The 19,095-nt window shown below is 63.4% G+C and carries 19 protein-coding genes; 16 read left to right on the top strand and 3 right to left on the bottom strand.

What is annotated here, in order from left to right:
- The first annotated feature begins 99 nt into the window (after positions 1-99).
- From V1283_RS09555 to V1283_RS09605, 11 genes are all read left to right on the top strand, one after another.
- Positions 100-1,026, top strand: a complete 927-nt coding sequence (locus tag V1283_RS09555; protein WP_334386185.1) for a branched-chain amino acid ABC transporter permease — start codon at positions 100-102, stop codon at positions 1,024-1,026.
- Positions 1,023-1,988, top strand: coding sequence for a branched-chain amino acid ABC transporter permease (locus V1283_RS09560; RefSeq protein ID WP_334386186.1), 966 nt, complete (start codon positions 1,023-1,025; stop codon positions 1,986-1,988). The genes V1283_RS09555 and V1283_RS09560 overlap by 4 nt, the downstream gene beginning before the upstream one ends.
- A complete protein-coding gene (locus tag V1283_RS09565) occupies positions 1,985-2,689 on the top strand; it encodes an ABC transporter ATP-binding protein (protein ID WP_334386188.1) in 705 nt (234 codons plus the stop codon). Before V1283_RS09560 ends, V1283_RS09565 begins: the two co-directional genes overlap by 4 nt.
- A 36-nt stretch (positions 2,690-2,725) precedes the next feature.
- On the top strand, positions 2,726-3,895 hold the full coding sequence (locus V1283_RS09570) for an amino acid ABC transporter substrate-binding protein (RefSeq protein ID WP_334386189.1): 1,170 nt from the start codon (positions 2,726-2,728) through the stop codon (positions 3,893-3,895).
- Positions 3,896-3,902: 7 nt separating this feature from the next.
- A complete protein-coding gene (locus V1283_RS09575) occupies positions 3,903-4,667 on the top strand; it encodes an ABC transporter ATP-binding protein (RefSeq protein ID WP_334386190.1) in 765 nt (254 codons plus the stop codon).
- Positions 4,660-5,376, top strand: a complete 717-nt coding sequence (locus V1283_RS09580) for a nitroreductase (protein ID WP_334386191.1) — start codon at positions 4,660-4,662, stop codon at positions 5,374-5,376. Before V1283_RS09575 ends, V1283_RS09580 begins: the two co-directional genes overlap by 8 nt.
- Before the next feature lie 3 nt (positions 5,377-5,379).
- On the top strand, positions 5,380-6,339 hold the full coding sequence (locus V1283_RS09585) for a hydroxymethylglutaryl-CoA lyase (protein ID WP_334386192.1): 960 nt from the start codon (positions 5,380-5,382) through the stop codon (positions 6,337-6,339).
- Complete coding sequence (locus V1283_RS09590) at positions 6,336-7,292, top strand: HpcH/HpaI aldolase/citrate lyase family protein (protein WP_334386193.1); 957 nt, start codon at positions 6,336-6,338, stop codon at positions 7,290-7,292. The genes V1283_RS09585 and V1283_RS09590 overlap by 4 nt, the downstream gene beginning before the upstream one ends.
- On the top strand, positions 7,289-8,479 hold the full coding sequence (locus V1283_RS09595) for a CaiB/BaiF CoA transferase family protein (protein WP_334386194.1): 1,191 nt from the start codon (positions 7,289-7,291) through the stop codon (positions 8,477-8,479). The genes V1283_RS09590 and V1283_RS09595 overlap by 4 nt, the downstream gene beginning before the upstream one ends.
- A 425-nt stretch (positions 8,480-8,904) precedes the next feature.
- A complete protein-coding gene (locus tag V1283_RS09600; protein ID WP_334386195.1) occupies positions 8,905-9,366 on the top strand; it encodes a nitroreductase family deazaflavin-dependent oxidoreductase in 462 nt (153 codons plus the stop codon).
- 109 nt (positions 9,367-9,475) lie between these two features.
- Positions 9,476-10,333 (top strand): TIGR03620 family F420-dependent LLM class oxidoreductase, encoded by an 858-nt coding sequence (locus tag V1283_RS09605; RefSeq protein ID WP_334386196.1) that lies wholly within the window; start codon positions 9,476-9,478, stop codon positions 10,331-10,333.
- Between the two features lie 17 nt (positions 10,334-10,350).
- Here V1283_RS09605 and V1283_RS09610 read toward each other — a convergent pair whose 3' ends face one another.
- Positions 10,351-11,241 (bottom strand): LLM class F420-dependent oxidoreductase, encoded by an 891-nt coding sequence (locus V1283_RS09610; RefSeq protein WP_334386197.1) that lies wholly within the window; start codon positions 11,239-11,241, stop codon positions 10,351-10,353.
- Positions 11,242-11,347: 106 nt separating this feature from the next.
- Here V1283_RS09610 and fgd point away from each other — a divergent pair, with 106 nt between their 5' ends.
- Genes fgd through cofC form a run of 4 tightly spaced genes read left to right on the top strand, consistent with a single transcriptional unit; the run spans position 11,348 to position 14,764 of the window.
- The gene (fgd, locus tag V1283_RS09615) at positions 11,348-12,352 is read left to right on the top strand and encodes a glucose-6-phosphate dehydrogenase (coenzyme-F420) (RefSeq protein ID WP_334386198.1); all 1,005 of its coding nucleotides are present in this window, start codon (positions 11,348-11,350) and stop codon (positions 12,350-12,352) included.
- 17 nt (positions 12,353-12,369) lie between these two features.
- Entirely contained in the window at positions 12,370-13,143 is a 774-nt protein-coding gene (cofE, locus tag V1283_RS09620; protein WP_334386199.1) for a coenzyme F420-0:L-glutamate ligase, read from the top strand.
- Between the two features lie 14 nt (positions 13,144-13,157).
- Positions 13,158-14,090: a 2-phospho-L-lactate transferase gene (cofD, locus tag V1283_RS09625; RefSeq protein ID WP_334386200.1), complete on the top strand. Its 933-nt coding sequence runs from the start codon at positions 13,158-13,160 to the stop codon at positions 14,088-14,090.
- Positions 14,087-14,764, top strand: coding sequence for a 2-phospho-L-lactate guanylyltransferase (gene cofC, locus V1283_RS09630; protein WP_334386202.1), 678 nt, complete (start codon positions 14,087-14,089; stop codon positions 14,762-14,764). Before cofD ends, cofC begins: the two co-directional genes overlap by 4 nt.
- On the opposite strand, the gene cofH is transcribed toward cofC, so the two are convergent.
- Positions 14,761-17,067, bottom strand: a complete 2,307-nt coding sequence (cofH, locus tag V1283_RS09635; protein ID WP_334386203.1) for a 5-amino-6-(D-ribitylamino)uracil--L-tyrosine 4-hydroxyphenyl transferase CofH — start codon at positions 17,065-17,067, stop codon at positions 14,761-14,763. The two genes, cofC and cofH, sit on opposite strands and share 4 nt — an antisense overlap.
- A 181-nt stretch (positions 17,068-17,248) precedes the next feature.
- Here cofH and V1283_RS09640 point away from each other — a divergent pair, with 181 nt between their 5' ends.
- Positions 17,249-18,202 (top strand): TIGR03619 family F420-dependent LLM class oxidoreductase, encoded by a 954-nt coding sequence (locus V1283_RS09640; RefSeq protein ID WP_334386204.1) that lies wholly within the window; start codon positions 17,249-17,251, stop codon positions 18,200-18,202.
- A gap of 2 nt (positions 18,203-18,204) precedes the next feature.
- On the opposite strand, the gene V1283_RS09645 is transcribed toward V1283_RS09640, so the two are convergent.
- Complete coding sequence (locus V1283_RS09645; RefSeq protein WP_334386205.1) at positions 18,205-19,059, bottom strand: LLM class F420-dependent oxidoreductase; 855 nt, start codon at positions 19,057-19,059, stop codon at positions 18,205-18,207.
- Positions 19,060-19,095 lie beyond the last annotated feature (36 nt).

Genomic DNA, 19,095 nt, shown 5'->3' on the forward strand with positions numbered 1-19,095 from the left:
ATCCCGAGCCTTGACGTCAAGTAAAGTCCTCAGTAGTTGTCTGGACAATAGCAAGCGTTGATCGCGAGGGAGAACGTCGATGTCAGGCAAGCGCCGGGGATGTCCGCAGGCGATGCGGGTTTCGCGCCGACACTCGATCTGCGGCGCGCCGGAATTTGCTTCATGCCGCTGACGGAATTGCTCATCGGCGGCATTTTGCTCGGCGGCGTCTATGCGCTGATGGCGTGCGGGCTCAATCTGATCTTCGGCGTTATGCGCGTGATCAACTTCGCGCACGGGGATATTCTTGCGGTGGCCGCGCTCTCGACGGTTTCCATCGTCGTCGGCTTCAAGCTGCCGTTCTGGCTTGCAGTCGTGCTGGTTCCGACCGGCTGTGCGCTGTTTGGAATGTTGATCCACATGTTCATCCTGCGGCGGATCGAAAGCGCGCCGATGATCATGTCGCTGCTGGCGACCTACGCGCTCTCGACCATCCTGGTGAACGTCGCGATCCTGATTTGGGGCGGCGGTTACAGCGGCCTGCCTGGCGTGTTCAGCGGTTCGGTCAAGATTCTTGGCGCCAACGTCTCGGTCTCCCGGCTGGTGTCGTTCCTTTGCGCTATCGGCGTCAGCCTGGCCGTCTGGTGGCTGTTGCAGTTCACCCGCTTCGGACGCGCAGTGCGGTCGGCATCGCAGGCCCCGGAGCTAGCGAGCATTTCCGGCATTGCGGTCGATCGTGTCAGGCTCGCGACCTTCGCGCTCGGTTCCGGCATGGCCGGATTGGCCGGAGTGCTGGTCGCGCCGGCATTCGCCATCGATCCCCAACTGGGCTCGCGCTTCATCATCAAGGCGTTTGCGGTCATCATCGTCGGCGGAATGGGCAGTTATCCCGGCGCCATTCTCGCCGCGCTGCTGCTCGGTGTGGTCGAAGTCGTGGGTAGTTATTTTGCGGGCGCGGTGATCGGTTCCGCGTTTCTGTTTCTGCTGATGCTCGGCGTTCTCCTGGTCCGGCCGCGCGGATTGCTTGGTGCGGGAGTGCGGATATGAAGCAACTGGGTCCGCTCGGCGTTTTCGCCACTGCCGCTATGGCCGCCGGGCTGGTGCCGGTGGTCGGGTCCGACTATGCGGTGTCGTTCTCGATCCAACTGCTGATCTTCCTGGTCCTTGCCTATTCCTGGAATCTGATCGGCGGGTACACCGGTTACAGCCATTTCGGCCAGGTCGCCTTCTTCGGCATAGGCGCCTATGTCGGCTCGCTCCTGATCTTTCACTGGAACGTTCCCTGGTATCTGGCCACGCTCGCCGCCGCGCTGGCCGGGGCGATCACCGCGCTGCCGCTCGGCGGCGCGATGCTGCGGCTCAAGGGTCCGTTTTTCGCCATCGGCATGTTCGGGCTTGCGCGCGTCCTCGAGGCGTTTGCGCTCGGATTCGACGGTATCACGCAAGGCGGGACCGGCATTTATCTGAAACCGCTCGGTGATCTGAAGCCGCTCTATTATGTCGTTGCCGCGGTAGCCGCGGTCATGATGCTGTTGACCTGGCGGCTGGATAATTCACGGCTCGGGCTGAAGCTGCTGGCGATCCGTGAGGATGAGAATGCCGCGGAGTCGCTGGGTATCCCGACCACGCGTCTCAAGATCGGCGCGTTCGTCGCGTCCGCCGTGGCGCCGGCCGCGATGGGGTGCCTCTATGCGGTCTATCTCGGCTTCATCGATCCGCCGACTGCATTTGCGTCGAATATCGAACTCACCACCATCGCAATGGTGCTGCTGGGCGGGATGGGCACTGTGCTGGGCCCGCTGCTGGGCGCGATCGTGCTTTCGGTCGTCAATGAGGTCCTGTGGGCGAACTACCCGCAGATTTATCTCGCCTCCGTTGGCGTCATCGTCCTTCTGGCCGTGCTGTTCACGCCGCGCGGGCTCGTCAATATCGGCATGAAGGGTGGTTGGCTTGCGCTCGGCCGGCCGCTATTCCGGCGGCCCGCCCAACCCGCGGGTCAATCGTCATGACCGACCCGCTACTCGTCGTCGAGAACGTGTCGAAGCGGTTCGCTGGCCGCATTGCGCTGGAGTCTGTCAGCATCGATGTCGCGCGCGGGTCGATGACCGGGGTGATCGGGCCGAACGGTTCCGGGAAATCGACGTTGTTCAATATCATCGCAGGTACGTTACGGCCCGATATCGGGCGCGTCACCGTCGACGGACGTGACATCACGCGGGCAAGTCCAGCGGAGATCTGCGGTTATGGCGTTGCACGCACATTCCAGATCAGCCGACTGTTCGCGGAAATGACCGTCCTTGAAAACCTCGTTGCGGTTGCGCGGGGCAGGGATGACCGCGCCGCGATCGAGCTCGCCATGGAGTTGCTCGATTTTCTGGAAATCACCGCGATCGTCAACAAATGGACATCCGAGCTTTCCTACGGGCAACGCAAACTGGTCGAGATCGCGCGGGCGCTGATGCTGCAGCCCAAGATATTGCTGCTCGACGAGCCGTTCGCCGGCATCAATCCGCGGCTTCAGAATCGTATCGTCGAACATCTGCACACGCTGTGCGCCAGAGGCATCACCGTCTTTTTCATCGATCACGAGATGCGGATCGTGCTGACCGAGTGTGACCTTGTCTATGTGCTCGCCGAAGGGCGAATCATCTCCAAAGGCGACACCCAAACGGTTCGCAACGACGCCAGGGTGCTTGAAGCCTATTTTTGAACAATGAGCGGCAAAGAATCCGCAAAGGGAGGGAACATGATCAGAAGAGCAGTTTTCGCTGCAGCGGCCATCGCGCTGTTGCTGCCGACCTCAGTGAATGCCGCCGAACCCGTGAAGATCGGCGTGGCGTTGTCGCAAACCGGCAACCTCGCCGACTCGGCGGCTCCCTATTTCAAGGGTCTGGATCTCTGGCGTGAGCAGGCCAATGCCCGCGGCGGGCTGGCCGGCCGGCCGATCGAGTTTGTCATGTATGACGATCGCTCCGACCCCGCGACCGCCACGCGGCTCTACGAGCGCCTGATCACCAATGACAAGGTCGATTTCGTCATCTCGTCGCTGGGATCGGCAACGGCCGCAACCGGGTCCGCGGTCGCGGAAAAGCACAAGATGCTGATGATCAATGGTGGCGGGGCCGCGGAAGCCATTCAGCAGCGCGGCTTCAAGTACGTGTTTCAGACCGCAGCCCGGATCTCGTCCTATGCCGACGGGGTGCTGCCCCTGATCCAGAAATACGGGGTCAAGAGCATCGCGCTCGTCTCGCGCGACTATGCGGCGGCGCGCGACATCAGCAAGGCGATCAAGCAGACGATCGACGGCAAGGATGTGAAGGTATTGATCGACGAATATTTTCCGGCCGGGACGGCTGACTTTTCGTCGCAAATCGCCAAGGGCCAGCAGCTGAAGCCGGATCTGTGGGTGGGGCTTCTTTATCCCAGCGAGGCCATCGAAACCGTGCGGCAGTTTCACTCGATGAATTACATGCCGAAACTGTTCGTCGCCAACGGGGTGTCGCAGGACGATTTCATCACGGCGGCGGGCAAAGATGCCGAATATGCCGTCGGCATGTCGCTGTACGAACCCTCGCTGCCGAGCGAGGGCAACAAAGAGTTCGTCAAGACGTACCACGAGAAGTTCGGTTCGGACCCCGGCTACTATTCGGCGTTCGGATTTGTCGCCGGCACGGTCCTCGAGGCCGCGGTGAAAAAGGCAGGCTCGACCGACGCCGAAAAGGTTCGCGAGGTCCTCACCACCCTGAAACTGGGAACCGTGATGGGCAAGCACGAGGTGGACCCCAATACGTACATGCAGATTGGCGTGCGCGGACTTCTGGTTCAGGTCCAGAACGGCAAGCGCGAGGTGATTTGGCCGGAAGAATACAAGACGACCGAACCGAAATTGCCGATCCCGGCATGGGACAAAAGGTGAGGGCGGCATGAAAGGCGATGCTGCACCGCTCGAGCTTCGCGATGTGACGTCGGGCTACGGCGACGTCCCGGTGATCCGGCGCGCCAGCATGACTTTTCACGAACGGCTGATCACGACCATCGTCGGTTCGAACGGCGCCGGCAAATCCACCGCGGTCAAGGTCGCGGCCGGATTGCTGCGTGCCTGGCAAGGTAGCGTATCGACGTATGGCATTGATATCACGCGGGAGCCCACCGACCGGCGGGTGTATCGCGGCATTGCCTATGTGCCGCAGGGCCGCATCGTCGTTCCCGAAATGACGGTGCGGGACAATCTCATGATCGGCGCCCATATCCTCGGCAGCGACCGGCGCGCCATCGAGGCGGCGACCGAACGCGTATTGCAACTGTTTCCGGCCTTGAAGTCGCGGATGAAGCAACACGCCGATACCATGAGCGGCGGTGAACAGCAGATGCTGGCGATCGGCCGCGCCCTGATGACGAGCCCGAAGATCATCATGCTGGACGAACCTTCGCTCGGCCTTTCACCCAAATATGTCGAGATCGTCTTCGAGCGGCTGCTGTCGTTGCGCGACGAAGGCATGACGGTCGTGATGGTCGAGCAGAAGGCTTCGCATGCGCTCGGCATATCGGACCGCGGATATGTGATGCACCTTGGACAAGTGGCTTACGAAGGAGAGGCGCGGGACCTGCTTGCGAATGATGACGTCAAGCGGCTGTTCCTCGGCGAAATCCCGGAAAGCCTGAAAGCGCTGAATTTTACCGATGCATGATGCTGCGAACCCGATCCCGCGCGAAGCTGCGATCGCCGCTGTCGACGAAGCCATCCGCTCGCGCCAATCCGTCAGGGCTTTTCTTCCTACGCCCGTCGGGCGGACCACGGTCGAGGAACTGCTCCGGCTCGCGAGCCGAAGCGCCAGCGGCAGCAACATCCAGCCCTGGCGCGTCAGGGTGATTGCGGGCGATGCCAAGATCCGTCTAACACAGGCCATTTTCGATGCGGTTGCGCACGACGGGTTCGAGCCGTATCAGCGCGAGTGGAATTATTACCCCGTCCGCTGGCGCGAGCCGTTCCTGGGGCGGCGGCGGAAAATCGGCTGGGACATGTACAGCCTGCTTGGCGTCGCCAAGGGCGATTTCGAAGGCACCCAGCAAGCCAGGATGCGCAATTACGAATTCTTCGGCGCGCCCGTTGGCATGATCTTCACGCTGGATGAGGACCTCGAAATTGGCAGCTGGCTCGATCTCGGCATCTTTCTGGGATCAATCATGATCGCGGCGCGAGGCCATGGTCTTCACACTTGCCCGCAAGCCGCATTCGCGGATTTCCACGGCGTCATCCGGCCGCTTCTCAATATTCCCGAGAACGAGGTGATCATTTGCGGCATGGCACTCGGCCATATCGACCGGGATGCGTCGGTCAATGCGCTGGAAACCGAGCGGGCGGATTTGGACGCGTTCGCCACCTTCGACGGGCTCTGATCCATGGCGCTCAAACTCCCCAAAAAAATCGTCATTGCCGAGGTCGGACCGCGCGACGGTCTGCAGAGCTTTCCGCGTTGGATCGATACGGACGTCAAGGTCGCCATGATCGATCGCCTCTCCGAACTGGGGCTGCCTGTCATCGAAGCTTCCAACTTTGCCCATCCGAAGATCATTCCGCATCTGCGTGATGCCGAAGAGGTTTTCCAGCGCATCAAGCGGCGGCCTGGAACAGTGTATCGCGCTCTGGTTCCCAACGCCCGCGGGGCCGAGCGGGCCGTGAAAGTACGTGTCGATGAAATGCTCGGCCTGATCACGATCAGCGCGACCTACACCCGCAAGAACCAGAACATGACGATCGACCAGGCGATCGAGCAAAATCTCGAATCGTTCCGGATCGCCGAAGGGGGCCAAACCCCGTTCGTAATGGCGCTCGGCATGGCGTTCTGGTGCGCGTATGAGGGCCTGATTGCGGAAGATGACGTCATCGCCGTGGTGCGGCGCCTGCATGGTGGTGGTATCCGCCGCTTCTACCTCGCGGGCTCCCTTGGGATGGAAGATCCCGCGCATGTCAACCGGCTGTTCATGCGACTTGGCGATCTGTTTCCGGACGCCGGTTTCGGATTCCACATCCACAATCTCTCGGGCATGGCGACGGCCAATATTCTCGCGGCGCTCGACGCCGGCGTCCAATGGCTGGAAGGCGCGATCTGCGGAATCGGCGGCGGGATCGCGATGCCGACCAAGCTCGGCTCCGTCGGGAATTTTCCGACCGAAGACCTGGTCGCGATGCTGGCCGAGATGGGCATCGAGACCGGGATTGATCCGGAGAGCGCGGTTGCCGCATCGCACGAGATCGCCCGGATGCTCGGCATCGACCCCCAGAGCCACCGCGGCAATGGCGCAACGCGGAAATCCGTGATGCGCCTCGCGTCCAGCAACCCGAATATGAGATATTCATGAAATCCCGGACATTTCGATCGCTGCTCGCCGTTCCCGCTACATCACCCCGTTTCCTTGAAAAGGCCGCGCAGGGCCCTGCGGATGCGATCTTCATCGACCTTGAAGACGCGGTCATCAACGTGCTCAAGCCAAAGGCGCGGGCGGATGCGATTGCGGCGATCAACGGTCTGGACTGGGGTGGGCGCATCGTCGCGGTGCGCGTCAACGGGCTCGGTACGTCATGGGGATGCCGCGACATCCTCGACGTGGTCGAGGCCTGTCCGCGGCTCGACTATATCCTGCTGCCGAAATGCGAAACGCCCGGCGAGGTACACGCCGTCGAAGTCATGATCCGGTCCGCGGAGGTGGCGGCTTCTCGCGACCGCAAAGCCGGGATCATGGGCTTGATCGAAACGCCGCGCGGCGTCGCCAATGTCGAGGCCATCGCGCAGGCCGGCGGCGTGCTCCATGCGCTGGTGTTCGGCGGCGGCGATTATCAGCTCGATCTCGGAAGCTTTCAGCGTGCAGTCGGCGCGCCTTCCGCCGATTATGTGGTGCTGACCGACGATGACGGCCGCAACGCGCGGGAGCGGCACTGGAACGATCTCTGGCATTTCGCCACCGCGCGGATCGCCAATGCTTGCCGCGCCTTTGGGCTGCTTCCGATCGACGGTCCTTTCTCGGGAATCCGTGACGTCGACGGATTGCGTGCCGCCGCAAAGCGGGCCGGCGCACTCGGCTTCGAAGGCAAGATGGCGATCCACCCATCGCAGATCGAGACGATTCACGAGGTGCTGACGCCAACCGCCGGCCAGGTCGCCTGGGCCAACGAGGTGATCGAAGCGATGGCGGCGGCCGAGCGCGAAGGGCGCGGCGCGGTGAAGGACAAGAACGGCGAGATGGTCGATCTCATGCACGTCAAGCTCGCCCGGAAATTGCTGGACCGGGCAGCGAGCATTGGAGGAAAGCTGTGAGCGCACTTGGGGGAATTCGAGTACTCGACCTCGGCACGTTCATCGCCGGGCCGCATTGCGCCACCATTCTCGGTGAGTTCGGCGCCGAGGTCATCAAGATCGAGCCGCCGAAGACCGGCGACTCGCTTCGGCGTCTCGGCACCAATACCGATTGCGGCGATACGCTGGTGTGGCTCTCCGAAGCCCGTAACAAGAAATGCGTGACGCTGAACCTTGCGAGCGAACGCGGGCGGGAGCTGCTGAAGCAACTCGCCGCGAAGTGCGACATCATTGTCGAGAATTTTCGCCCCGGCACGCTGGAAAAATGGGGGCTCGGCTATGAGGACCTCAAGAAGATCAATCCCGGCGCGATTCTGGTACGCATCTCGGCCTATGGGCAGGATGGACCGATGCGGACGCAGCCGGGCTTTGCCCGCATCGCGCACGCGTTTTCCGGCCTGACCTATCTGGCCGGCGAGCCCGGCGGCATTCCCGTCGTTCCCGGTTCGACGTCGCTGGCTGATTACATGTCGGGCATGTATGGCGCGATCGGTGCACTGGTCGCGCTGCGGGCCCGCGAGGCGACCGGCGTAGGCCAATGCGTCGATCTCGCGCTTTACGAATCGGTGTTTCGCGTGCTCGACGAGATTGCGCCAGCCTATCAGAAGTTCGGCTACGTGCGGGAACGGATGGGCGCGGACACGGTGAATGTCTGTCCGCACAGCCACTATCAGACCAAGGACGGCAAGTGGATCGCGATCGCCTGCACCAGCGACCAGATGTTCGCGCGCCTGGCGGAGGTGATGGAACAGCCGGAGCTGGCTTCGGCGGAACGATACGGTCCGCAGCAGCTGCGCCTTGCCGCCCGTGACGAGGTTAACCGGATTGTTGCGATATGGGTCGCATCGCTCGATCTCGATACAGTTCTTGCGCTTTGTTCGCGAGGAGGCGTGCCGGCCAGCCTGATCTACAGCATCGCGGATATCTTTAGGGATCCGCAGTATCGGGCGCGGGGAAACATCCAGATGACTGACTCACGCGCGGGTGAGATCGCGGTTCCCAATGTTGTGCCACGACTGTCAGGGACGCCTGGCGAGATCCGTTGGCTGGGCGCGGGGCTGGGTTCCCAAAACGAGGATATCTACAAGGGCCTGCTCGAACTCAGCAGCGCGGAAATCGAAGATTTGCGCACGTCAGGTGTGATTTGAGATCAATCCTTTCGACCGCATTGGCTGGAGTATTGCCGAGGGTTCAATTCACGGAATGAGCGATTGTTGGCTTCACGGCGGTCATTCATTCGTTCGCATTTGATGGACGTGAAACGCTCGCTTACGACTACCCCAAACCGATACGTATTCTCAGTTCTGGTTTCTGCACGAGGACAAAGGCCAGCCAGACAACGCAGCGTTCCGCAGCATCCAGTGCATCGATTGGCGTGTCATAAGCGATGCTGGAATAATACTGCGTCAACCCGTCGGTTCTGGTTCAAAAGACTTCCCTGGGACGACTGATTTTGGCGCAAAGCCGACCAGCGTCGTCCCCTATAAGCGCCAAATCGGGCTTGTTCTTGAATTCGGATTTGGCCAATCCGGCGCCCGATGGTATGTTTCCTTCTGCTTTACGGGAGAGCACGATGGCTGAAGCGAAACTCGCTCCGAACCTGCCGGACTGGATGCTCGAGCACGCGAACCGCTATCTTTCGAGCGGCGGAACCGACGGGCACATGTACAAGGTAACGGTGCCGCAGCGAGGTGAGCTGACGGTGCCGTCGCTGCTGCTGACCACTGCCGGCCGCAAGTCTGGCGACAAGTTCATATTTCCACTGTTTTACGGAATGGACGGCGGCAGTTGCTTCGTAGTCGCCTCAAAGGGAGGCGCGCCCGAACACCCAGGCTGGTATCGCAACATTCTTGCGAACCCCGATGTTGAAGTACAAGTCGGGACCAAGAAGATGAAGGCGCGGGCCAGGACGACGGAGGGCGAGGAACGCCTCCGACTTTGGAAAAAGGCGCTCGAATTTTGGCCGCCCTACGCCGACTATCAGCTCAAGACTGAGCGCGAGATACCTGTGGTCGTGCTGGATCCAGTCCAGTAGGGTATGTGGTGGCCGACCGCCACAGCGACGTAATCGCAATTCGCGCGGCTTCGCCCCTTTTGACAGCGCGATAGCGGCTCGCACGCACCTTTAACCGGAGGCAATCGACATGAAACTCGGACGCCTTGGCGTGTGGTACAGCACCGATAAGCTCGACGGATCGCAGCTGCGCGATTTCGTGCGCACGGTTGAGAATAATGGCTACTCGAACCTGTGGTACCCGGAATCGCGAGGCTATGAGTCGATGTCGCTGGCGGCCTGGCTGCTGTCGTGCAGCGAGAAGTTGACGATCGGCAGTTCGATCGCCAACATCTATGCACGCGATTCCTTTACCGCGCAGCGCGCCTTGATCTCGCTGAACGCGCTCTACGGCGACCGGTTCGTTCTCGGTCTCGGCGTCAGCCACATTCCGATGGTGGAGGGGTTGCGTGGCCATCGCTACGACAAGCCGTTGGCGGCGATGAGTGCCTATCTCGACGGCCTCAACAAGTCAGCGCCCGCCGGCGAATTGCCAGTCGTGGTTGCCGCACTCGGACCGAAGATGCTGGCGCTCAGCGCTGCCAAGTCGCGCGGCGCTGTCCCATATAACGTGACACCAAGGCATACGGCTGAAGCCGCCGCGATCCTTGGACCATCGAAGTGGCTCGCGGTGGAGCAGAAAATAACGATCGAGACCGATCCCGCGAAGGCGCGGGCGCTTGGGCGCAAGGAGCTATCGCGCTACATGGTGTTGCCGAACTATCGCAACAGCTGGCTGCGCCAGGGCTTCACCGAGGATGAGCTTGCCGACGGCGGCAGCGACCGGTTCATCGATGCGATGGTTCTCTGGGGCGATGCCGACGCGGTCAGGCGCGGCTTGCGGGCGCACTTCACGGCCGGTGCCACACATGTCTGCCTGCAGCCCGTCCACGCCGATGGCGATTTCGTCGCCCGCGACCGCATGCTGGCCGCGCTCGCAGATACCTGAGGCGCGTGTGTCCGCCCTCAGAGCAAATCGGCGACGGCGGTGCGGTAGCGGCGCATCGCGTTGACATGGTCGGTCATGCTTCGGCCGGCCATGCGCTTGTGGTGGTAGCCACCGAAGGTGTTGTGCAACGTGACATGCGTGACGCCGGCTTGCTTCCAGAAGCTGATTTCCTCGCGCCAGTCCTTTTCGGTGCCGGTGCCGGTTGAGGTCCAGACTTCGAGGCCAACCGACGCCGGATCACGCCCCTCGGATTCCACCAGGCGGCGCAGCTTGTCGAATTCGGCGACGGCCTTGGATCCCGGCGGTTCAGACAGCATCATCCAGCCGTCGCCCCACTTTGCGATCCGCTGCAGCGTCACGTCCATGTGACCGCCGAACCACAGCGGTATTTTGCGCTGTGGCGGCCGGGGATTGATGCCAGCGTCCGGGAGGCGGTGCCACTTGCCCTCGAACGTAACGTAGGGATCGGCCCACAGCGCTTTCATCACCTGGACCTGTTCCTCGGACCGCTTGCCCCTGTTGTGGAAATTCTCGTTGAGACCGACGAATTCCATCTCATTCCAGCCTACGCCGATGCCGAACCGGAAGCGGCCGCCGCTGAGCACGTCGAGACTGGCGGCCTGTTTGGCAACCAGCACCGTCTGGCGCTGCGCGAGGATCAGCACCTGGGTCGAGAGTTCGACCTTTTTCGTGCAGGCAGCGATGAAGCCGAACGCCACGAAGGGATCGTGGAACAGGCCAAGCCCACCCGCACGGCCGCTGGCGGGGTTCGCCGGGTTGCCGCCGAGCACGTGGTCCGCCAGCGTCAGACCGTCGTAACCTTCGGCCTCGGCGAGCTCAGCGAATTCGCGCACGATCGGGCCATCGCCACCGATGTCGCCGAAGGGCAGGGCTATTCCGAGATGCATGGTCGCTTCCCCTTTTTGGCTGGTCGCTGCTTTCCCGCTAATCTATAGATTTCCACGACGGGTACCATGGCCTCGGCATCGGCCGGCGCCAGCCAGGAGATTTGCGGTGATCAAGCTCGGATACAAGGCATCGGCGGAGCAGTTCGCGCCGGGCAAGTTGCTGGGCTTCTCGTGTCTTGCCGAGGAAGTCGGGTTCGATTCGGTCTTCATCAGCGATCACTTTCAGCCATGGAAGCACGTCGACGGCCACGCGCCCTTTTCGCTGACGTGGCTGGGCGCGCTGGGCGCTCGAACGTCGCGCGTCGTTATCGGCACCAGCGTGCTGACGCCGACTTTCCGCTACCATCCTTCCATCGTCGCCCAGGCGTTTGGGACGATGGGCGCGATGTTCCCGGGACGCGTCGTGCTCGGCATCGGCACCGGCGAAGGGCTCAACGAAGTGCCTTCAACCGGCCAGCCCTGGCCGGAATTCAAGGAGCGCTTCGCTCGCCTGCGTGAGTCCGTCACGCTGATCAGGGCGCTCTGGACCCAGGAGCGGGTCAGCTTCGAGGGCCAGTACTACAAGACCGAGAAGGCGACGATCTACGACCGCCCGGATACGCCGGTGCCGATCTATGTCGCTGCCGCAGGTGCTCTCGTCGCGCGTTACGCCGGCCGCTCCGCCGAGGGGTTCATTTGCACGAGCGGCAAGAAGCCGGAGCTCTACACCGAGACCCTGTTGCCGAAGGTCGCCGAGGGCATCGCAGCGTCGGAGGATCCGTCGAAGCCCTACGATCGCATGATCGAGGTCAAGGTGTCGTTCGATACCGACAAGGTGCGTGCGCTCGAGGACACGCGCCACTGGGCGGCGCTGGCGCTGACGCCGGAGGAAAAGATGACGGTCGAGGATCCCATCGAGATGCAGCGCCTCGCCGACGCGCTGCCGCTGGAGCGCGCCGCCAGTCGATGGATCGTGTCCAGCGACGCCGACGAGCACGTCGAGCGGGTCGGCTACTATGTCGGTCTCGGCTTCCGGAATCTGGTGTTTCATGCGCCGGGACCAGACCAGGCGCGCTTTCTGAAACTCTACGGTGAGCACGTGCTGCCGCGCCTCCGCAAGCGTTTCGGTTGAGCACGCGGGACCGACCGATGCAACGCAGCAACGCCGTCGAGCTCCTGGCCGTCCCCGGCATTCCGCTGGTGCGCAAGGACGACGATCTCGTCGCCTTGATCGGCGCGGGGCTGGCGCGCGGTGGCATCGTGCCACGTGGCGGCGACGTCTTCGTGCTGGCACAGAAGATCGTGTCCAAGGCCGAAGGACGCATGGTTGATCTCGCGACCGTCAAACCCTCGACTGAGGCGATCGAACTCGCCGGTAACGTCCAGAAGGATCCACGCCTGGTCGAACTGATCCTGTCGGAATCGGTTCGCGTTGTGCGGACAAGGCCGGGTCTCCTGATCGTCGAGCACCGGCTGGGCTTCGTGGTAGCCAATGCGGGCATCGACCAGTCCAACGTGGCGTCGCCCGATGACCCCCAACAAGCCCTGCTGCTGCCGGTCGATCCCGACGGCAGCGCGGCGATATTGAAGGAGCGCCTGTCGCTGACGTTCGGCGTGCCGGTCGCCGTGATCATTAGCGACAGCTTCGGCCGTGCCTGGCGGCGCGGTACCTGCGGCGTTGCGATTGGCGCCGCCGGCCTTCCGTCGCTGATGGATTTGCGTGGCTCGCCCGATCTGTTCGGCCGCGAGCTTCAGGTCAGCATCACCGGGCATGCGGATGAGATCGCTGCTGCAGCGTCGCTGGTAATGGGGCAGGGTGCCGAAGGCCATCCTGTCGTGATCGTGCGCGGTCTGACATGGCGCGGTCCCGACAATGCTGCGTCCGAGTTGGTGCGCCCGGCTGCCGAGGACATGTTCCGATGAGCAAACGACTTGTCATGGCGCTGTCCGGCGGGGTCGGCGGGGCCAAACTGGCGCTCGGTCTGAGCCGCGTCCTGCCGGCCGACGAGCTGCTCGTGGTCGCCAACACCGGCGACGATTTCGAGCATCTTGGATTGAGCATCTCGCCCGATATCGACACGCTGACCTACGCTCTGGCGGGCATCGATAATCCTGCCACCGGCTGGGGCCGGCGCGACGAGACCTGGTCGTTCATGGACAGCATCGGCGCACTCGGTGGCGAGGACTGGTTTCGGCTCGGCGATCGCGATCTCGCCTTGCATGTCGAGCGCACCCGTCGCCTGCGCTTGGGGCAGACACTGTCCGAGGTGACATCAGACATTTGCCGGCGCCTCGGCATCGGTGCCCGCGTGGTGCCGATGAGCGACGACCGCGTGCGTACCCGCGTGCGCGGCGACGCGGGCTGGATCGACTTCCAGGACTATTTCGTGCGCCAGCAGTGCCGGCCGGTTGTCCATGAGCTGGCATTCGACGGCGTGATGCTCGCCCGGCCGCACGCCGACATCACGGCGGCGTTACGCTCGGGCGACGTACGGGCCGTGATCGTCTGTCCGTCGAATCCCTTTATCAGCGTCGAACCGATCCTGGCGATCCCGGGCATGCGCGATGCGATCAAGGCGAGTGGCGCACCAGTCGTCGCGGTGTCGCCAATCATCGGCGGGCAGGCCGTCAAGGGCCCGACCGCGAAGATGATGCGCGAACTTGGCCTCGAGGCCGGTGCCGCCGGCGTTGCCGCTCGCTACGGCGATCTGCTGGATGGCTATATCGTCGACCATGCCGACGCCGATGGGATCGGCAAGATTGGCGCGCGCGTCACGATCGCCAAGACCCTGATGACGAGCCTGCATGACCGGGAGACGCTGGCGCGCGTGACGCTTGATGCGGCGGACGCGCTGGCCCTGCTGCGATGAGCGACATCTGGGCGGTCATTCCGGTCAAGGAGTTCAATGGCGCCAAGCATCGGCTGTCGGGCCTGCTGTCGCCGCCAGAACGCCGGCTTCTCGCCGAGATCATGCTGACGGACATGCTCGACGCCGTTGCCGGCTCCCGGCTCCTGGCCGGCGTGATGATCGTCACGCTCGATCCGCATGCGACGGCGCTTGGCAAGAAGATCGGTGCGCGGATCGTGACCGAGGGGGCGCGGGACGGACATACCGGCAGCGTGAACGTCGGCCGCCGCCTTCTCGCGGGCGAAGGGCGTAGTGGCATGATCACGATGCCCGGCGACATTCCAGCCACTCGCGCGAGCGAGATAGACGCGGTGTTATCGGCGCATCGCGCCGCGCCCTCTTTCACGATCTCGCCCGCGCATGACGATCTCGGATCCAATGCCGTCGGCTGCTCACCACCGGAATCGGTGCCGCTTCGCTTCGGCGATAACAGCTACTTCCCGCACCTCGACGCCGCGCGTCTGCAGGGCATCGAGCCGACTGTGATCCGTCAGCCCGGAATCGCGATGGATATCGACCATCCGGTCGATTTGGCGCTTTTCCTCCGCCTGCCGCAATCAGCCGGCACGCGTACCCGCACGCTGCTCGAAGAACTTGGCGTGCCCGCGCTGCTCGCGGAGCGGGGCATCACCTAACCGACCGCCGCCTTCTTGCGCGCCGGCGTTTGCACGATCGGTTCCAGGTCGGCCGCGATCATGGATGCCGCTCGACGGTCTTCCGGCACCGGCCGATAGAGAGTGTTGCGTTGCATCGGCTCGCGGCCAATCGAGTGGATGAGCGCTTCCATGTCGTGAGGCGGAAACTCCTGGCCGTGCTGGGTGCCGGCGGCGCGCGAGATGCTCTCATTCATCAGCGTGCCACCGAGATCGTTGGCGCCGGACTTCAGGCAGATCGCGGCGCCCGCCGGCCCCATCTTCACCCACGACGTCTGGATGTTTGATATCAGCGGATGCAGGGCCAGCCGCGCGACGGCATGCATGAGCACGGCTTCGCGGAATGTCGGGCCGGGGCGCGCCATGCCGTGGCGGTACATCGGCGCTTCCATGTGGACAAAGGGAAGCGGCACGAACTCGGTGAAGCCGCCGGTTTCAGCCTGCAAGTCGCGCAGCGCAAGCAGATGTTTCGCCCACGAATTTGAGGTTTCGACGTGCCCGTACATGATGGTCGAGGTGGTACGCAATCCGGCCTGGTGGGCGGCGCGCTGCACGTCGAGCCACTGCCCGGTGTTGATCTTGTCGGGGCAGATGATGGCGCGTATGCCATCGTCGAGAATTTCCGCCGCCGTTCCGGGCAGGGTGCCGAGACCAGCCGCCTTCAGCCTGGCGAGGAACGCGTGGACCGATAGTCCGAGCGTGGCCGCACCTTGCGTGACTTCCAGAGCCGAGAAGGCGTGGATGTGCATCTCGGGGACGATCGCCTTGATCGCCCGGCAGATCGCTTCGTAGGTGGCGCCGGTGTAGTCGGGATGGATGCCGCCTTGCAGGCACACTTCCGTCGCCCCGCGATCCCACGCCTCGATCGAGCGACGCGTGATTTCCTCGATGGCGAGATCATATGGTGAGCCGCGCAGATCGTCGTGCGTGCGGCCTTTCGAGAAGGCGCAAAACTTGCACCGGAAGTAGCAAATGTTTGTGTAATTGATGTTGCGGTTCACGACGTAACGCACGACATCGCCACTGACCGCGCGCCGCAGCGCGTCGGCAGCCTGCGTGACGTGCCGGTAGTCGGCGTCGCGCGCCGCGAACAGGCGTACGATGTCGTTCGAGGTGAGCCGTTCGCCCGATGTGGCACGCTCAACGATTCCAGCGATTCCATCGTCGACGCCGCGAGCGAGCACCAGCGGCGCCGGTGGCGGCTTGGTGTTGCCCGGTGCCCAGTCATCGTCGCGCGCGAAGCCTTCAGCGTCGCTCATGCGCCGCACGCGGGTGGCGATGTCGGGAGCCAGCCACGTGTCGGCGACGCGTACATAGGCGGGATAAACGGGCAAGCGGTTCACCAGCAGCTTACCGGCCTCCGCACTCTTGCGGGCAAGTTCGGCAATGGCAGGCCACGGCGCTTCGGGGTTCACGTGATCGGGCGTGACCGGCGAGATGCCGCCCCAATCGTTGAGCCCCGCGTCCATTAGTTCTTGATAGACTCCGGGCGACAGATTTGGCGGCGCCTGGATGTTCATGTCGGGCCCGAGAACGAGGCGCGCCGTCGCGATGGTCCACAGCAGGTCGTCGAGATCGGGTTCCTCGGAATCGGCGAGCTTGGTGTCGGGCTTGGCCCGGAAGTTCTGGACGATGACTTCCTGGATATGACCATGGGCGGCGTGCAGATCCCGTATAGCCTCCAGCGCGTCGACCCGCTCGTCGCGTGTCTCGCCGATGCCGATCAGGATGCCGGTCGTGAACGGAACCTTCAGCTCGCCGGCCAGACGCAGGGTTTCCAGCCTGACTGCCGGATGTTTGTCCGGAGAGCCGTAGTGAACGCCGCCCTGGCTGCAGAGCCGCTCGCTGGTGGACTCCAGCATGATGCCCTGGCTCGCCGTGACCTCGCGCAGGCCGGCGATCTCCTCGCGCGTCATCACGCCGGGATTGGCATGCGGCAGCAATCCGGTCTCGCGCAGCACGAGCGCGCACATCGCGGTGAGATAGGAGATCGTCGTTTCGTGGCCGAGCGCCTTCAATGCGTCGCGCGCGGCCTGGTAGCGCAACTCGGGCTTGTCGCCCAGCGTGAACAGCGCCTCGGTGCAACCTGCGGCCGCTCCGGCGCGCGCAATGGCGAGCACCTCGTCGGGTGTGAGGTAGACGGGCTTGCCCACGCGCGGCACTTGCGCGAACGTGCAGTAGTGGCAGACGTCGCGGCAGAGTTTGGTAAGCGGAATGAAGACTTTGCGCGAATAGGAGATCAGCCGGCCATGGCCGGAATCGCGCAAGGCCGCAGCTTCTGCCATCAATTCTGCCAGCGGCGCTTCGAACCGCTGCCGTGTCGCCTGTCTACCGGCCGCCGTCACAATCCATCATCTCCGCCCGTAGAGGGTCGCATTTCCTGCGGGAGGCGCTTGCCGCCACCCGCTGGCGGCCGCATGGTGTCGCATCGACGCCAGCAATGCAATGCAGGGAAGGACGCAACAAATGCTGATCGGCTTCAACGCCCCGACCGCCGGCCCCCTGGCGGCCGCGGATAACCTTGCGAAAATCGTGGTTGGCGCCGAGGCGATCGGCTTCGACTATGCAACGTTCAGTGACCATATCGTGATTCCGACCGCGATCGCGGCCGAATATCCCTACAGCGCCTCCGGGGAATTCCCCAGCGGTACCCGCGGCGAGCGGCACGAACAGCTGACGGAGATCGCCTGGATTGCCGCTAAAACGACGCGGCTGCGTCTCGTGACATCAGTCATGGTGGTGCCGCACCGGCCGGCCGTGCTGACCGCCAGGATTCTCTCGACCATCGACGTCCTCTCGGGTGGCCGGCTGACGCTCGGTATCGGCGCGGGCTGGATGCGGGAGGAGTTCGAGGCCATCGACGCGCCGGATTTCGATACGCGTGGAGCTGTAACCGACGAATATGTGCGCGCCTTCGTCGAACTCTGGACAAAGGACGCGCCAAAATTCGACGGCAAGCATGTGCGGTTCGCCAATATCGGCTTCGACCCGAAGCCCGTGCAGAAGCCGCATCCGCCGATCTGGGTCGGAGGCGAGAGCGGTCCGGCGCTGCGGCGGGCTGCGCGCATCGGCGATGCCTGGTATCCGATCGGAACCAACCCGCAGAATCCGCTCGATAGCCTGGCGCGTTTCAAGACCCAGGAAGCACGCCTGCGCAAGATGACCGCCGAAGCGGGGCGCGATCCCAAGGCGGTCGGCCTGAGCTTGCGCGTCACGGTGTTCGGCGAGACCGCGCCACCGCAGGCCAGTGATGGCGAACATCGCCTGTTCGCCGGTCCGCCGGCGCTGGTCGCCGCCGATATCAGGGCGCTGCGGGATATGGGTGTCGGCAGCGTCGATTTCGGATTCGGCGGCTCGACAGCCGACGAAGTCCTCGCAGGCATGCAGAAATTCAGGGCCGAGGTCTTGCCGCTCGTCTAGATCTAGCTGCCGAGCTGGCGGATCAACGTCGCCCAGCGGTCGAGTTCCGGCAGGATTATATCGGCCTTGCCGGAATCCAGGCTGACGACCAGGCGTGAGACGCCGTCGTCGCGGTCGCGCTTGAGCAGGTCGAGGTTCTCCCTGGCGCCCCAGATCGTGATCGGTACCGACGCAGGATCGCGTCCCGCCTCGGCTGCCATCTCGCGGAATTTTGGCAGCAGGGCCTGTACGTCCGCATATTGGCTGCGCGTGCGGTGGGGCATCCAGCCGTCGCCGTAGCGCAAGGCGCGCCGCGCGCCGAACGGGAAGGCGCCGCCGACGATAATCGGTGGATGCGGCTTCTGGACCGGCTTCGGCCAGGTCATCATCGGGTCGAAGCTCACGAACTCGCCATGGTACTCGGCCTTTGACTTGGTCCAGATCACCTTCATGGCCTCGACGCGCTCGCGCGCCAGCTTGTGGCGGCTTGCGAAAACGGTGCCGTGGTTGGCCATCTCGTCCTCATTCCAGCCGTTGCCGATGCCGAACAGGAAACGGCCGCCCGAGACCTGGTCGATCGAAGCGACCTGTTTGGCGGTCTGGATCGGATCGCGCTGAGCGATCAGGCAAATGCCGGTGCCGAGCAGCAGCGTCTTGGTCACCGCTGCAGCCGCACCCAGCACCACGAAGGGGTCCATCACGTCGTAATATTTCTTTGGTAGATCGCCGCCGCTGGGGAAGGCCGACTTGCGCGTCAACGGAATGTGAGAGTGTTCGGGGACCCACAGTGAATCGAAGCCGCGGTCCTCCAGCGCCCGCGCAAGTTCGGTCGGCGACATCGAGTAGTCGGTGAAAAACATGGCCCCGCCGATGCGCATCGTTCACTCCCTTGTGTTGTTGCTCGCGGACCAGGT

The organism is Bradyrhizobium sp. AZCC 2262 (genome assembly GCF_036924535.1).
Classification (GTDB): domain Bacteria; phylum Pseudomonadota; class Alphaproteobacteria; order Rhizobiales; family Xanthobacteraceae; genus Bradyrhizobium.

Bases quoted from the DNA above. Each gene is read 5' to 3' on its own strand.
- V1283_RS09555 (WP_334386185.1), top strand. From the start codon at position 100: ATGTCCGCAGGCGATGCGGGTTTCGCGCCGACACTCGATCTGCGGCGC.
- V1283_RS09560 (WP_334386186.1), top strand. From the start codon at position 1,023: ATGAAGCAACTGGGTCCGCTCGGCGTTTTCGCCACTGCCGCTATGGCC.
- V1283_RS09565 (WP_334386188.1), top strand. From the start codon at position 1,985: ATGACCGACCCGCTACTCGTCGTCGAGAACGTGTCGAAGCGGTTCGCT.
- V1283_RS09570 (WP_334386189.1), top strand. From the start codon at position 2,726: ATGATCAGAAGAGCAGTTTTCGCTGCAGCGGCCATCGCGCTGTTGCTG.
- V1283_RS09575 (WP_334386190.1), top strand. From the start codon at position 3,903: ATGAAAGGCGATGCTGCACCGCTCGAGCTTCGCGATGTGACGTCGGGC.
- V1283_RS09580 (WP_334386191.1), top strand. From the start codon at position 4,660: ATGCATGATGCTGCGAACCCGATCCCGCGCGAAGCTGCGATCGCCGCT.
- V1283_RS09585 (WP_334386192.1), top strand. From the start codon at position 5,380: ATGGCGCTCAAACTCCCCAAAAAAATCGTCATTGCCGAGGTCGGACCG.
- V1283_RS09590 (WP_334386193.1), top strand. From the start codon at position 6,336: ATGAAATCCCGGACATTTCGATCGCTGCTCGCCGTTCCCGCTACATCA.
- V1283_RS09600 (WP_334386195.1), top strand. From the start codon at position 8,905: ATGGCTGAAGCGAAACTCGCTCCGAACCTGCCGGACTGGATGCTCGAG.
- V1283_RS09605 (WP_334386196.1), top strand. From the start codon at position 9,476: ATGAAACTCGGACGCCTTGGCGTGTGGTACAGCACCGATAAGCTCGAC.
- V1283_RS09610 (WP_334386197.1), bottom strand. From the start codon at position 11,241: ATGCATCTCGGAATAGCCCTGCCCTTCGGCGACATCGGTGGCGATGGC.
- cofE (WP_334386199.1), top strand. From the start codon at position 12,370: ATGCAACGCAGCAACGCCGTCGAGCTCCTGGCCGTCCCCGGCATTCCG.
- cofD (WP_334386200.1), top strand. From the start codon at position 13,158: ATGGCGCTGTCCGGCGGGGTCGGCGGGGCCAAACTGGCGCTCGGTCTG.
- cofC (WP_334386202.1), top strand. From the start codon at position 14,087: ATGAGCGACATCTGGGCGGTCATTCCGGTCAAGGAGTTCAATGGCGCC.
- cofH (WP_334386203.1), bottom strand. From the start codon at position 17,067: ATGGCAGAAGCTGCGGCCTTGCGCGATTCCGGCCATGGCCGGCTGATC.
- V1283_RS09640 (WP_334386204.1), top strand. From the start codon at position 17,249: ATGCTGATCGGCTTCAACGCCCCGACCGCCGGCCCCCTGGCGGCCGCG.
- V1283_RS09645 (WP_334386205.1), bottom strand. From the start codon at position 19,059: ATGCGCATCGGCGGGGCCATGTTTTTCACCGACTACTCGATGTCGCCG.